This window comes from Shewanella sp. YLB-07 (assembly GCF_009377275.1).
On the sequence record NZ_VOQB01000003.1, the window covers coordinates 524287 to 539001 of the forward strand.

The 14715-nt window shown below is 45.9% G+C and carries 12 protein-coding genes and 1 pseudogene; 5 read left to right on the plus strand and 8 right to left on the minus strand.

The window, feature by feature from the left end:
* Nucleotides 1-307: 307 nt before the first annotated feature.
* The gene (locus tag FS373_RS09105) at nt 308-1225 is read left to right on the plus strand and encodes a DMT family transporter (protein ID WP_144045361.1); all 918 of its coding nucleotides are present in this window, start codon (nt 308-310) and stop codon (nt 1223-1225) included.
* Between the two features lie 100 nt (nt 1226-1325).
* Here the strand turns inward: FS373_RS09105 and FS373_RS09110 are convergent, their stop codons facing one another.
* The gene (locus FS373_RS09110) at nt 1326-1994 is read right to left on the minus strand and encodes a hypothetical protein (protein WP_144045360.1); all 669 of its coding nucleotides are present in this window, start codon (nt 1992-1994) and stop codon (nt 1326-1328) included.
* Nucleotides 1995-2257: 263 nt separating this feature from the next.
* Here FS373_RS09110 and FS373_RS09115 point away from each other — a divergent pair, with 263 nt between their 5' ends.
* Complete coding sequence (locus tag FS373_RS09115) at nt 2258-2488, plus strand: thioredoxin family protein (RefSeq protein WP_144045359.1); 231 nt, start codon at nt 2258-2260, stop codon at nt 2486-2488.
* A gap of 110 nt (nt 2489-2598) precedes the next feature.
* Complete coding sequence (locus FS373_RS09120; protein ID WP_144045358.1) at nt 2599-2922, plus strand: hypothetical protein; 324 nt, start codon at nt 2599-2601, stop codon at nt 2920-2922.
* 59 nt (nt 2923-2981) lie between these two features.
* Here FS373_RS09120 and FS373_RS09125 read toward each other — a convergent pair whose 3' ends face one another.
* Nucleotides 2982-3398: a GNAT family N-acetyltransferase gene (locus tag FS373_RS09125; RefSeq protein WP_144045357.1), complete on the minus strand. Its 417-nt coding sequence runs from the start codon at nt 3396-3398 to the stop codon at nt 2982-2984.
* A gap of 581 nt (nt 3399-3979) precedes the next feature.
* Nucleotides 3980-4816: a metallo-beta-lactamase gene (gene bla / locus FS373_RS09130; RefSeq protein ID WP_152829291.1), complete on the minus strand. Its 837-nt coding sequence runs from the start codon at nt 4814-4816 to the stop codon at nt 3980-3982.
* Nucleotides 4817-4948: 132 nt separating this feature from the next.
* On the opposite strand from bla, the gene FS373_RS31445 reads away from it, so the two are divergent.
* Entirely contained in the window at nt 4949-5092 is a 144-nt protein-coding gene (locus tag FS373_RS31445) for a hypothetical protein (protein ID WP_185976970.1), read from the plus strand.
* Nucleotides 5093-5397: 305 nt separating this feature from the next.
* On the opposite strand, the gene FS373_RS09135 is transcribed toward FS373_RS31445, so the two are convergent.
* The 5 genes and pseudogenes from FS373_RS09135 to FS373_RS09155 form a co-directional block, all read right to left on the minus strand.
* Complete coding sequence (locus FS373_RS09135; protein WP_144045355.1) at nt 5398-6672, minus strand: glutamate-5-semialdehyde dehydrogenase; 1275 nt, start codon at nt 6670-6672, stop codon at nt 5398-5400.
* A 56-nt stretch (nt 6673-6728) separates the two neighbouring features.
* Nucleotides 6729-7847, minus strand: coding sequence for a glutamate 5-kinase (proB, locus tag FS373_RS09140; protein ID WP_144048859.1), 1119 nt, complete (start codon nt 7845-7847; stop codon nt 6729-6731).
* Between the two features lie 196 nt (nt 7848-8043).
* Nucleotides 8044-9333 carry an NCS2 family permease gene (locus FS373_RS09145; RefSeq protein WP_152829292.1) on the minus strand — a complete coding sequence of 430 codons (1290 nt, stop codon included), beginning with the start codon at nt 9331-9333 and terminating at the stop codon, nt 8044-8046.
* 1748 nt (nt 9334-11081) lie between these two features.
* Nucleotides 11082-11285, minus strand: a pseudogene (locus FS373_RS09150) (leucyl aminopeptidase family protein); the annotation flags it as partial.
* A gap of 24 nt (nt 11286-11309) precedes the next feature.
* Nucleotides 11310-12845, minus strand: a complete 1536-nt coding sequence (locus tag FS373_RS09155) for a M17 family metallopeptidase (protein WP_144045354.1) — start codon at nt 12843-12845, stop codon at nt 11310-11312.
* 300 nt (nt 12846-13145) lie between these two features.
* Here FS373_RS09155 and FS373_RS09160 point away from each other — a divergent pair, with 300 nt between their 5' ends.
* Entirely contained in the window at nt 13146-14606 is a 1461-nt protein-coding gene (locus FS373_RS09160; protein WP_144045353.1) for an aminoacyl-histidine dipeptidase, read from the plus strand.
* The last annotated feature ends 109 nt before the right edge of the window (nt 14607-14715 follow it).

A 14715-nucleotide genomic window follows, 5' to 3' on the forward strand; every position in this document is an offset into this window, starting at 1 on the left:
CTGAAATTAAGTTAGTAAGAAATAGTTCTTAAGAATTTGGTCTCAGCGAATGGCTTGCTATATCAAGTTTCACTTTGGCGCTAACCGGCCCCATAATCTTGCCTTAACCTCTATATTGGGCCGTTTACATTAATTACAAGTGTAAATAGATAAAAATTGCACACAGGGGCATTTTTTTGATCTTCGACTCAAACTCAACACAAAAAATACCGTATAATGAATGCAATCTAGGAGTGCGCTCTCTTTGGCTTAAATAAGCAGCCAGGAAATCGTGTCGTTGTCTCTGCTGTAGTTAAGAGTAAAATCATTGAAACAATCAAATCAGGCCTATCTGTATGGCATTGCTGCCATCTGCCTTTGGTCAACGGTCGCCACCGCTTTTAAGTTGGCACTCGCCCATTTTAGCCCACTTCAGTTAGTGTTTGTCGCTACCATCACCTCTATCTTCGCCTTGAGCATGATTTTGCTGCTCCAAGGAAAGCTACACCTGATAAAAGCGCAATTTAAAGCCAAGCCACTATTTTATCTACAGACAGGTTTACTCAATCCCTTCCTTTATTACCTGGTGCTTTTCAAAGCTTATGACCTGCTACCGGCTCAACAGGCGCTGTCACTTAACTACACCTGGGCCATCTTGCTGCCGCTATTGTCGGTGCCGCTTCTTTCCCAAAAACTAAGAAAGAGTGACATGACCGCGGCCATCGTCGCCTATTTTGGGGTCTTCGTTATCGCTACCCAAGGCAATCTCACTAACTTTTCCTTCGAGAGTGGCACTGGTGTCATCCTAGCACTGACCAGCACAATACTTTGGTCTCTGTATTGGATAGTCAATACCAAGGACAAAGGAGATCCGGTCGTGAGTCTACTACTCAGCTTCCTTGTGGGTTTTCCGTTCATTTTGGTCACACTATTATGGACTCAGGAACTGCCCAGTTGGAACCCACAAGCGTTCGCTGCGGGTATCTATGTCGGCCTGTTCGAGATGGGAGTCACCTTCGTACTCTGGTTAGTAGCACTTAAAAAAGCGGAAAGAACGGCGAGCATCAGCACCTTAGTCTTCATGTCCCCAGTGATGTCTATCGGTTTTATCGCCTGGATTTTGCAAGAGCAGATAGCCAGGTCTACCTATATAGGTCTGGCCTTAATTTTAACGGCACTGGCATTGCAACAACTGCTGCCTCATTTGAATAAGCTCAAAGGAAAAGACAGCAGAGAATCAGTCTAAAACTTAAGTTCCGGATAGAATGAAGCCCACTGAAATGTGGGCTTTGTGTTGTTAATTAACGCTATTTCGCTCTTTGTTAATCAAAACTAAACACTGTTGACTAGAATTTGTGGTGTACATCTATCTGACCCACTCCCACATTTACATTTAATTGACCAAAACCTGTTTGGTCTTCACTGTGATAAGTCTGTCTTACAAAGTGTCTGCTAACCTCTACTTGCTGTCCGTGTAGGTCTACCGAGACCTCCCCAACACCCGATTCTAATGACACTGAGCGATATAGCATTTCATGCCTGATTTCTGCATGTCCAACACCTAAATCTATATCTATGCTGCTTTCCATGTTTAACACTTCAACTTGACCAACACCGACATTCAGGTTTACCGCTGCTTGACGCGGAAGGTAAACCACCCACTCTTGTTTAACATCATCTTGATCGGTTAGCTTAAGCTCAATCTCTTTAGACGCCTCAATGACATCCAGTTCAACATCGTCGATATCCAGGCTACTCCAAAGAGAAAACCAATTACTCTCACTAGGAGTGACCAAGACTTCGACACGAATATTTTGCTCATCGGTGGCAATAAACTTAACCGAACCTATATCCATATCCAGCAATACTTTTTGACCATCATAGGCATACGTCCGACTCAGTGATTTGGCGCTATCAGCCAATGCAGAGGTCACTGCCAGAGAAGAAAACGCGGCAGTAACCACCATGACACTACTCAAAGTTGCTGTTAGCAGTTTTTTTATTAGCTTATTCATGTTCGCCATCCTGATATTGAAATCCCTTGAGGTATACATAGACAAAGCAAGACCCAAGCCAACATTTAATCCACAAGTATTTTAATGACTTACACAACAACAAGTATGAAAGAGTCTCCTTATCCCCCTATACCTAGTCAATATCACTAATGGTTAGTGAATTTATCAATGAAGGATTCGGCGGCACCAACTAATGTTCAGCCACTATACTTATACAGATAGGTATCGAATCAAATATCACGCTTGGTTTATGGGAGCGCTTCATGCACGTACAACTGTTAGTGACACATACGGATTTTTGTATTCATAATCTAGAACGTGAACTCAATAATGTAGGTATTCAATACCGGATAGATTATATCGAGGATAACCCTAAGCAGATGAATGCCAATCATATAAGACACTCACCCAGCATATTCATTGAGGATAAGTTAGTCTTCAGGTACCAACCTAGCCCCACCGAGCTGAAAACACTACTCGCGAATGAAAACTGATATCTCGCGTTATCAGTAAAATCTAGTTTTAGATTTAATCAAATATCGCCATCAGCAACTATAATTATGGATCCTATGTTGATTGTTACAGTCCCTATGGAGGGTCTAAAATGTTATTTCTTATATACTGGGAATTGAATGAAGAAATTGATGCGATTTCTCGGCTACAAGCAGCTGAAAAACTTGCCGCCGCCGAGCTATTTCCACCTCAAAATGTCGAGGTACTCAGATTCGACAGTACGCCAGATCTCTGGGGCATGACTCTCATCGAGGCCTCTAATGTGGAAGATGTATCGAACGTAGTCAACATGTGGCGTATCGCCTGCCCGGGAATATTCAAAAAAACGAAGATCTCGCCCGCCAGACCAGTACAGGAATCTATGGCATCGATCGGCGAGCTAATCAAAAAGCTTGCAGCGGACAAACATACATAACCGCTTTTCTTATTCCAGCTCCTGAAAACGTGGGGGGAGGATTAACAACCTTTCCCCAATTACTTATAATTTTTAAGCATAAAATATCGAGCTGGACTGCCTGGAAACTCAGGCACCGTTCCTACAATTTCAAAACCCATCTTTTGGTAGAAGACGGGGGCTTGATAAGACAATGTATCTAGCTGGGCAGTAAGGCAGCCTCGTTTCTTTGCCTCAACTTCTGCTAGCTCCATTAATCTGCGCCCAAGCCCTGTCCCTCTGGTCTTTTTATCTACCCAGACTACGTCAATTAAGAAATTTCTATAAATAGTCTGTCCCGAGACACCACCAATGAGTTCGTTATCCTCATCACGAGCAACCACAGACAGAGGCAGAGTCTCTTCCGGCCCCATATTTTCATATTTATGCTCTCGAACACCTGCAACGAGCTCATCAAAAACAGCACTATCTTCTTCATTAATCACTTCAATTTTCACTACATGGCCTCCAAGCCAAGATAAACTACAAAGAGAACCCTATTTACTTATTAGAACAATGTAAAGAATCCCAGCGTATAGACTCTGACTCCAAGAAAGTTCCTTCTTATAAATGTTCCAGTGTAGATACAACTTAGGGCGTAGTATAAATGAGGCGAGCGGATTCATTCATTACCATAATCAAACACGCCTGAGGATTACAGTGGCCCCGTTGGAAGTTGCCGAAGTGGTTTGCTGAAAATAGTGTAAGGCTCACATGAATGTGAGACTAGCTTTCGGGGGCTTGGCCGTTCTTTGGCATCCATGCCATCACGGCATTTGTAAATCCATTGACATCAGATGCCCCATCGGAAGCGTTAGCTATTTTCAAAAAACACGTAGGAAAACAACTTCGCCGGGGCGTCATGTTGGATGCAAGGAGGATAAGGACGAACAGTCCTCCTTGCCCTGGTGTGGAATGGAGTTCCACGACTTTAATTTCAAACGAAGTTTGGACAAACATTAGAGTATCAAAAGTAGATATGAAGTTTCAGCTTTCAAACCTTTACCCTACATCAAATGAGCCCCCAAATGCCTCAGCTTCATTCCAAGCTGGCTAAACCTTTGGTGAGAGCCAAAGTATGGTCAATTATCGATGAGCCTTGGGCCCCATCTCCATGCCCAGGAAATACTAGCTTCACTTGCGGGTACCTGGCTTTAACCTTACTCGCAGAGTAGTACCAGTTTGCTAAGTCGGCATCTCCAGTCCAACCTAAGCTATTGGTATTAGTGGACTTAAAAAAACAGCCACCTATAAGTATTTTTTCATCTGGCAGCCAGACAACCAAATTATCCATGCTATGACCGGAACCAGGGAAATACGCCTTTATCTTGCCTTTAAGCAACTCGAATTCATCACCTAAAAATATATGGTTCGACCTTGGCTTGTGATCTTGCTCCAGTAAAGTATTGGTCATATCCGAGGCATACGTAACGAAACCATTCTTATCCAGATAGCCCAAGCCTGCCGCGCTATCTGAGTGATAATGAGTGACGAGTGCCCCTTTTAGCGTTAACCCTTTAACATGCAACCAACTCATTAAATCTGGCATATCCGATACGTTCCAAGGAGTGTCGATAAGATAAGCATCCTTTTCGTCGACATAGATAAAGGAGTTTGCATCCATCATGACTGCAGGTTTATCGGCAAAAAGCTGCACCTCTTGATGAGACCTCACCACGTAAAGCGTCGGTAACACCATCTCTATCTCAATCACCTCGGAAGACCAATCAGCCTGATTAGATGTGTTGTGCAGAGCAGCCTGACTTGAACTTATACTCATCAAAAGTATGAGAATGGAGGTAGGAATAATGAATGTACGCATAGAGGAAAGTGCGAAATGGTACATTGAAACGAGAAAACCTAGATATTTAGACATAACAAAACCTTATCGGTAAATATGTCCCTCAATATATAGATCAATTGTGGCGAAATTATAGCGCGATAATGGCAATCTGCTGTTTTGATTGATAAGCCATAAGAAACCGCATAGCGGCCAGGGATGCTTCTTATGAAATCAAGAGCCAGCGACTCGCAGACTATAAATAGCGATGAAGGTCAGGCCTTCAAAAAATTATCATACGCCAAAGAGGCTGGATTCCCGCCCAGAAGCATTGCGGGAATGACGAGCCGTAGAGAAACTATCGACAATTAGAAAACCTAAATCGAAGAGAATAAATCATCCAGTATAGATGTGACTGCGAGCTTAGGTTTCAGGGCGAAGTATCGCATTGTGAAACTCTCTGAGCGAGAGATAGGGATATCGAACTGGCCGTTAAACATGGAAGTTGTTGGAAACCGCAGAGCGGCCACGGATGGCTTTACAGCGACTCGCAGAAGTATCCGCATAAAGCCCGCTGCAAGCGATAGATAACCATGAAGGAACGACCTTCAATCACATCAACCAATAATAAAGTAATTAATGCTCCCCAAAAATGCCGTCAGCTTCATTCCAAGCCATCAACTCCGAGATGTATATTCCCCTACGCCGATCCACTTGTAGGTGGTCAAGGCTTCCAGCCCCATGGGACCACGAGCATGGAGTTTCTGGGTGCTCACCGCCACCTCGGCGCCTAGGCCAAACTGGCCGCCATCGGTAAAGCGGGTACTGGCATTGACGTAAACGGCTGCCGAGTCCACCTGATTGATAAACTCTGCCGAGGCGTGAATATTATCGGTTAATATCCCTTCCGAGTGTCCGCTGGAGTAGATTCTGATATGACTTATCGCCCCATCCATATCATCGACAACCTTGATGCCTAAGGCCAGTGATAACCACTCTTGTGCATAAGTTTCTTCGGTGGCAGTCTCGATTGCCACCCCTTGCTTTTCTGCAATAGCGATTGCCTTATCGCAGCCATAAAAGCTCACACCTAAGGCTGCAAGTATCTGATACAGTTGAGGTAACATCTTTGCGGCAATATCTCGATGGATTAATACCGTATCCAGCGCATTACACACGGTAGGTCGCTGCACCTTAGCATTGGTGATGACTTGAATAGACTTGTCAATATCGGCATCTTTATCGGCGTAGAGATGGCAGATGCCAACGCCGCCCAAAATCACAGGTATCGTCGCCTGCTCGGCGCATAAACGCTGCAGATTTGGACCACCGCGAGGCACTATCATGTCGACATATTTATCCAGCTTAAGCAGAGCCGATACCAGACTACGATCCGGACTTTTAATCAGCTGCACCGCATCGGCGGGTAATCCTTGCTCGACCACAGCTTCGCGTATAGCTTCGCTCAAGGCCAGATTCGACTGCAAGGTTTCCTTGCCGCCACGCAGTATCACCGCATTGCCAGTCTTAAGCGCTAACACAGCAATATCGACGGTGACATTGGGACGCGCTTCGTAGATAACGCCGATGACCCCAAGCGGGACCCGACGACGGGACAGGCGCAGACCATTATCCAGTAGCTGGCTCTCGAGCTCAGTGCCGACGGGATCGCTCAAATTGATCACGTTATCGATATCTGTAATCACAGCATTAAGACGTGACTCATCCAGTAGTAAACGATCGACCATAGCATCATTGAGGCCATTATCTTTCGCAGCTGCCACATCTTTCGCATTAGCAGCGACAATAACATCACTTTTTTCATTCAACTTAGCCGCAATCGCTTCGAGCAAAGCCTTTTTTTGAAGTCCATTCAGCCCCGCAAGTGCATAGCTTGCCTGTTTGGCTTGTTGACCGAGTGTCTGTATATTTACTTGGTTATTCTCTATCACGTCTCTTCATCCTAGATTTACGAAGGATCCGTCACTAAGATCCATTCACTTTCATTTTAAAGAACGACCATATCGTTGCGATGCACGATGGCATCGCCATAGTCATAGCCGAGCAGAGACTCAATATTGTCTGAATGTTTCCCCGCTATCTTGATAAGATCTTTGGCGCTATAACGGCTCATGCCTCTGGCATATTCTTTACCGTCACGGTCAATAAGCTGCAGAGTTGCCCCGCGTTCAAACTCGCCCTGCACTTCAATTATGCCTTTAGAGAGTAGGCTTCGTCCCTTCTGCGTCACCGCCAATACTGCACCTTGGTCGAGCACCAGTTTACCTTTAGTAGCCTGACCCGCTAAAATCCACTGTTTACGGCTCTCCAGCGGATTTTCCAACGCGGTGAAATGAGTGCCTACGGGCGCCTTACAGACAGATTTTTGTATCACCTGAGGATGATGACCCGAGGCGATAACCACCTCTACGCCAGCCCGACGGGCGATATCCGCCGCCTGCAGTTTTGTCGCCATACCACCGGTTCCCAGACCAGACACGGCACCGCCGGCTAACATGCGCAGGCTGTCATCGATATTGACCACTTGCTTGATAAGCTTGGCATCGGGATTTGAGCGGGGATCAGCATCAAATAAACCCTGCTGATCCGTTAACAAGATAAGCAAGTCTGCATCACAAAGCAGCGCCGCTCTAGCCGAGAGATTGTCATTATCCCCCACCTTAATCTCATTGGTCGCCACCGCATCATTCTCATTGATGATGGGGATAATGCCATGAGCGAGCAGTGCATTGAGTGAATCTCTGGCGTTGAGGTAGCGCTCCCGATCGTGAAGGTCGGCGCGAGTGAGCAGCATCTGACCCACGTGTAAGCCATAGATACTGAAAAGTTGTGACCAGGCTAGAATAAGCTGACTCTGGCCAACGGCCGCTAACAGTTGTTTATTGGCTACCGTATCGGGGAGTTCGGGGTAACCTAAGTGCTCTCTCCCTGCCGCGATCGCCCCCGAAGTACACAAGACGACTTCGACGCCCGCTTTCATCAGCGTCGCCATCTGCCTTGCTAACTCGACCATGTGTGCCTTATCTAGCTGCTTGCTGCCGGATGTCAGTACACTCGTTCCCAATTTTACCACTACGCGGCGGTAACCAATCTCACTTAAATTCATTATCATTATAAAAAAAGAGCCGAACTTAGCGTTATACCCAATCCTGAGGACAAATGGTAGTCAGCGGGGTAAAAGAAGCGTTAAAACCAGTTAATAGTGAATAAAAGCCATAAAAAAAGGCCATACACTGTATGACCTTTAATTTTCTGCCGCTATCCGTTGATAGTATGCAATATTCACTTTATCTCACTAATTGTTAGCCATGGATAAATTTCGCGATAAAGAGTAAAGCCAACACCACCACGCCGACATTGAGATCTTTATAACGACCACTCATCAATTTTATCACGGCGTAAGAAATGAACCCCATAGCAATGCCCGTCGCAATTGAAAATGTCAGTGGCATCAATATACAAACCACTACAACGGGGGCTGCTTCGGTCAAGTCTTCCCACTCCACATGTACTAGGCCTGACATCATCAGAATAGCCACATAAAACAAAGCTCCAGCCGTTGCATAGGCAGGCACCATGCCAGCCAGTGGTGAGATAAATAGCGAGAGTAAGAAAAGAACACCAACCACCACAGCGGTTAAGCCCGTACGGCCACCAGCGCTGACACCAGCAGTAGACTCGATATAGCTGGTCGTTGTCGAAGTTCCTAACATGGCCCCGGCTATGGTGGCCGTACTATCGGCAGTTAATGCGCGTTTAAGCCTGGGCAGACGTCCCTTATCATCCAAGAATCCGCCTCGCTGGGCCACGGCGACTAAGGTGCCAGAGGTATCAAACAAGTCGACAAACAAGAAGGCGAATACCACCGATAACATGCTGATCTCAAGCACACTGGCAAGATCCATCTTCATAAAAGTCGGCATGATAGAGGGAGGCATAGAAACCACCCCTGTATATTGCACGTCACCAAACAGTAATCCGAGTAGAGTAATAGACAGAATACTCACCACCACAGCCGATTTCATCCCCCGCTGTACCATGGCGATGATCAAGAAAAATCCCACAGCCGCCATCACGGCAGGAAAGGCTGTGATATCTCCCATGGTCACTAGAGTTGCAGGACTCGCCACCACTATCCCCGCGCTTTTCAAACCAATGAGAGCGAGGAATAAGCCTATACCCGCGGCGATGCCAAGTCTCAAGGACATAGGAATACTGTTGACAATCCACTCCCTGATCTTGACTAAAGAGAGGACCAGAAAACAGAGGCCCGATAAAAATACCGCCCCAAGCGCCGTCTCCCAGGTGTAACCCATCTCGCCAACCACGGTATAAGTGAAGAAGGCATTGAGACCCATACCAGGAGCCAAGGCGATTGGATAATTAGCCACGATCCCCATGATCAAACAACCAATAGCCGCGGCCAGACATGTCGCCACGAACACTGCGCCATGATCCATGCCGGCATCGGCAAGCATCATAGGATTGACGAAGATGATGTACGCCATGGTCAGAAATGTGGTTAACCCAGCCACCGCTTCCTGTTTTAACGATGTATGGTTCTCTTTAAGTTTAAATAGTCTTTCTAACATGACGCTCAATCCCTGAATATGAGTGTTGGAACATGTGGTCCTAATAAGCCTATAGTCAGTGAAATCCAGCTAAATGACAAACACTGATAAGGCAAACACTGAAAGGTAACCAGTCTTCAAGCTGAAGTTGGCTGGATTTGAGTCGCCACCTTGCACAATAAACAAGTTCAAGCTGCAGAATAAAAGGCAAAAAAAAGCCTGCTCAATGAGCAGGCAAAGACTAATTCAAGTGTTCCAAATGGAAAGAGTTTCCGCGCTAACAGTTACACTGGCATATAGACTCGCTCAAAAACGATCATCAATATACAACTTGAGTCATAACATCCCAAAAGGGATAAGGGTCGATAGATGGTAACTAGTTTGCTATCACAAGGGGTTAACTTAGATGATAGAAGGGACAGTCAGCCCTTTGTACTCTACAAATTAGCTTCTAAGGAAGGTTAGTCCTTGAAAGTCATCGGGTATAAGCCACCACGTAAAGCATCAGTACAAAACCAAGCGCTGTGCCAATAAGTGTGTTGCATTCCGGTATAAGACATAATTAATACTCCTAAACAAAGTTGTAATACATACTCTAGTCAAACTTGGTATGGCGTTAATCTAAACGCGATACCTCAGAGACAACTCGTCGCTCGATTCCTTGGAGAATTATCCATCCTGGATAGACTTAGAGGTGGAAGGCATCATTGCCTAACCAACGAGAGAGATTATATTCAAACTGTAATTTAATTACAAGATTTATTTCAATTTAACGTAAATAAAGCAAAAAACAGTCACTTTTAGTAATTAAAGTACAAACCCACACTTATTAGAGATTGATCGTAAAAAGGCAGGTATAGAGCTAAGTAAACTGGTTGAATAAGTGCGAAAGAAGCTCACTAAAATTCATCGAAAAAAAAAGCCTGCTCAATGAGCAGGCAACGACTAATTTCAAGCGTTCCGAAAGGAAAGAGTTTCCGCGCTAACAGTTACACTGGCTTATCATTCTGTTATTCAACATAAATTGAATAACTTAACAACAAACCTCTTGAGTCTAAAGATCCCAAAAGGGATTAAGGTTGATGGATGGTAACTAGATGGCTATCACTCAATATTAAAAATAGTGAGTAGATAACAGGGTAGTCAGCCCTTGAAACTGAAACTACAAGGAGGGTTAATCCTTGAAGTTCATCGGGTACAAGCCGCCACGCAAAGCCTCGGTACAAAACCAAGTATTTTGCCAATAAACGTACTGCATTCCAGTATAAGACATAGTCAACACTCCTAACAAAGTTGTAATTAAATTACTCTAACCATTCTTACCTGTTATCAGCGGGTTAAGCCTTTAAAGAAAAGAAAACACGGTAGAGTCAACTTGTCGCTCGATTCCTTGGAGAATTATCCTTCCTGGATAGACTTTATTGAAAGAGGCTGATTGCCTAATCAATAAAGCCATTATAGATAAATGTAGTTTTATTACAAGCTTTATTTGATCTAGATTAATAAAGCTTAATAATCAGGCTGAATCGACAATAAAACGCGTAACTTTACAACAAAAAAAGAAGTTTTAAGTCTATCTGTTGTAACAGAATGAAAACTGATGACAAGAATTAAACCACTCGGCTGTAGGAATAGCTAATAAGAATGAATGCCATTGGCTTATTAGAGCTAAGACCATGGGCACTCAGACCCGATGCTTCTAACAGAAACGCTGCTGGATACTGATGACCACGAGCCGTTACCGATAATAGATACCCATTATTCCTGAATCATTTACTGGTCATGTACTGAAAAAGACCGACAAGTGGTGTGGCCGTTGGGCTGCCATAAAGTGGATGGCCTTCAGTAGCACTGCCCGCGATATCTACATGGGTGAAGGCCATTGCCTTATTAGAGCTAAGACCATGGGCACTCAGACCCGATGCTTCCAATAAAAAGGCTGCTGGATACTGATGACCACGAGCCGTTACCGATAATAGATACCCATTATTCCTGAATCATTTACTGGTCATGTACTGAAAAAGACCGACAAGTGGTGTGGCCGTTGGGCTGCCATAAAGTGGATGGCCTTCAGTAGCACTGCCCGCGATATCTACATGGGTGAAGGCCATTGCCTTATTAGAGCTAAGACCATGGGCACTCAGACCCGATGCTTCCAATAAAAAGGCTGCTGGATACTGATGACCACGAGCCGTTACCGATGACGGTCCATTATTGGATGAGAGTATATCCGCCGCACCCGATGGATCGACTATCTTGGCAAAATCTTCACGGCGCAGCACAGACTGCTCGATAGGCTCGCCCCAAGCCAGCCCTAAGTTAGCCATACTGGCAGCCACGCCCGCCTGCTTCGCCACAGCATTTTCTACGGTGGCAGTATATCCGCCGAAACAGCGCACCACATGGCCGGTTAATGTCGCCACCGAAAAGAGCTCAGGCTTAACAGATTTTTCTGCTTTGATCCGCAAATGAGAAAGCAAGTCCGCCAGTACGAGGCGACCTTCCGCATCAGTATTGCCAATTCTGACTCGAACGCCGGCATGGCTTGTGATGATCTCATCGGTAACGAAGGCTTCGCTGCCTATGCTATTACGCACCAAGCCAAGCTCGGCAACCACACGGATCCCCTTTGGCTTAAGCATAGAAAGTGTCTTCATCAGGCCAGCGACTGCCGCCGCGCCACCTTTATCTCGGCTCATGCCAGCCATGCCACCGGCAACCTTGATATCCGCGCCGCCGGTATCATAGATAACGCCTTTACCCGCATAGAAGTAGGTATGTTCTATCTCACCTTCGCCAACATACTCAAGTTTAACCACACGGGGCTGATGCCTGGAAACCGCAAATGACGAGCGTCCTACGGCGCTAAGCAGAGGGTAATCCCGCTCCAAAACATCTCTGTCTTCCACCACACAAACCTTCAAACCGGAATCTTGATAGGCAGCAACACAATAATCTGCAAAGGCTGCTGCAGACATGCGCTCCGGCTCTGTGCCACATAGATCTCTGGCTAAGTTTCTGCCAGCCTCTATGGCATTCAGGCTCTGGCTAGCTTGGGTCGAATTGAACAGGCCTATGGCCTCAAATGCTGGCGTGTCGCCACTGACTTCACGTCTCTCAAGGGTTTGCCACAATTCCTGACCACAGGATAAAGCAGCGACTTGGGTAGAAAATTGGTAGCGCTCATGACCGTCACCAGCAACAACCATTAAAGGACGAATAGCACCGGCATCTCTGGCTAGCTTGATGCCCGCTCTCGCCGCATCGGCAAAAATACGCACATCTTCAAAATCATCCTTACTGTTCTTCACCGGTGAGATGATCAAGCGGCCACCAGCGAGTCCTGGGGCAAACAATAGCGTCGGAGATTGTCCTACGCGCTTATCGACCTTAGCGCCGTGCTCCGCCAGCAATGTCACCTCGTCAAAACCAGATTTACTGATATCTGTGGCTATGATAACCAAAGCATCCCAACCACTGCCTTCGAAGATTGCATCATCATCGAGTACATCAACAAAATTAACCTGAGCCATGAACCATCCTTCTGCTTGTGAGATCGTGTCATTTGATTCTATAAATCGCAGATAAAACCTTGTTTTAAATGAGTCATTACAGAACACACATTCTTATAGCTATTAGCAACTAGCGTGTGTTTATTGGTTAGTAATAATAACCTAAGTTAAGCCGATGCCAAGTGCTTATAAAATATTGCTGGAAACTTTGTATGACAGCCTTTACATAGGCAAAATTCTTGCCTGATATTCTTGGTGTTTAGCTGTGATAGAATGCGGTTAAATTTAGCCTCCAAGTCGTATTCTAAAGGGGAATTATCCGTGACAGCAATAAGCCAACTACAACCTCAAGCACTCTGGCAGTGGTTCGATCAGATCTGTGCGATCCCGCACCCTTCTAAGCATGAGCAAGCGCTCAGCGAGCACATTCAAGCTTGGGCTAGAGACAAGCAACTTGAAGTTGTTGAAGATAAAGTCGGTAACCTCATCATCAAGAAGCCGGCCACGCCAGGCATGGAAAACCGTAAAACAGTGGTCCTGCAAGCCCATATCGATATGGTGCCACAGAAGAACTCAGATAAGGTTCATGATTTTGAGAAAGACCCTATCATTCCTTACGTGGATGGTGACTGGGTTAAGGCTCAGGGCACGACTCTGGGTTCTGACAATGGCATTGGCATGGCGTCTGCGTTAGCCGTTTTGGGCGCAGATGATATCCCTCACGGCCCATTGGAAGTCCTGTTAACTATCGATGAAGAGGCAGGCATGACAGGCGCTTTTGGCCTGGAAGCCGGTTATCTCGATGCCGAGATCCTGATCAACACAGATTCTGAGCAAGAAGGCGAGATCTACATGGGCTGCGCCGGTGGTGTAGACGCCCAGATCAGTGTGCCTATGGTGTGGCAAGCCCCAGAGTCGAGCAATTTGACATACACCTTGACCCTCTCGGGTTTAAAAGGCGGCCATTCGGGTGTGAACATACATCTTGGACGTGGTAATGCCAACAAGCTGCTGGCCCGTTTCCTGTTTAACCATGCCGATGACTTGGCGCTGGAATTAACTGACTTCACCGGTGGTTCTCTGCGTAACGCCATCCCACGTGAAGCCAGCGTCAGCTTTATGCTACCCGCTGAAAATATCACTAAACTTGAGGCTCAGATCCAAGAGTTTCAGGCACTAATAAGGGCAGAGCTAGCCATTGCCGATCCCGATATGTTACTCGAGCTAGCCGAAGTGCCAGCGGCCAAGCAAGTGATGAGCGAAGATACTCAAAATATGCTGGTTGACCTACTCAATACTTGTCCAAATGGCGTCATTCGCATGAGTGATGAGGTTGAAGGTGTTACTGAGACTTCATTAAATGTCGGCGTCATCAGCACAGAAACACAGAGCGTTGAGATTCTATGCTTAATTCGCTCACTGATAGATTCAGGTCGTGAGGAAGTCGAGAGCGTATTAACCTCACTGACAAACTTAGCCGGCGTCGAGATAGAGTTCAGCGGTGCTTACCCGGGATGGAAGCCAGACAACAGCTCACCTGTGATGGCCCTGGTGCGTGAAACCTATGACGACATCTACAACAAGAAGCCGGTGATCATGGTGATCCATGCGGGTCTTGAGTGTGGACTGTTCAAGAAACCTTACCCTGAGATGGACATGGTATCGATTGGTCCAACTATCCGCTACCCACATAGTCCTGATGAGAAAGTACTCATAGAAACGGTAGGCCAGTACTACAAGCTGCTATTAGCAGTTCTGGAACGTATTCCAGAGAAAGGTTAAACAAGATTTCGAGTGCCTAGGTTTTAGTATCTAGGCACTCGAACTTCATTCCATAAACCTAGGCACTCAAATTTAGCATCTAGTTACGTCTTAAATCCTAGGAACTCGA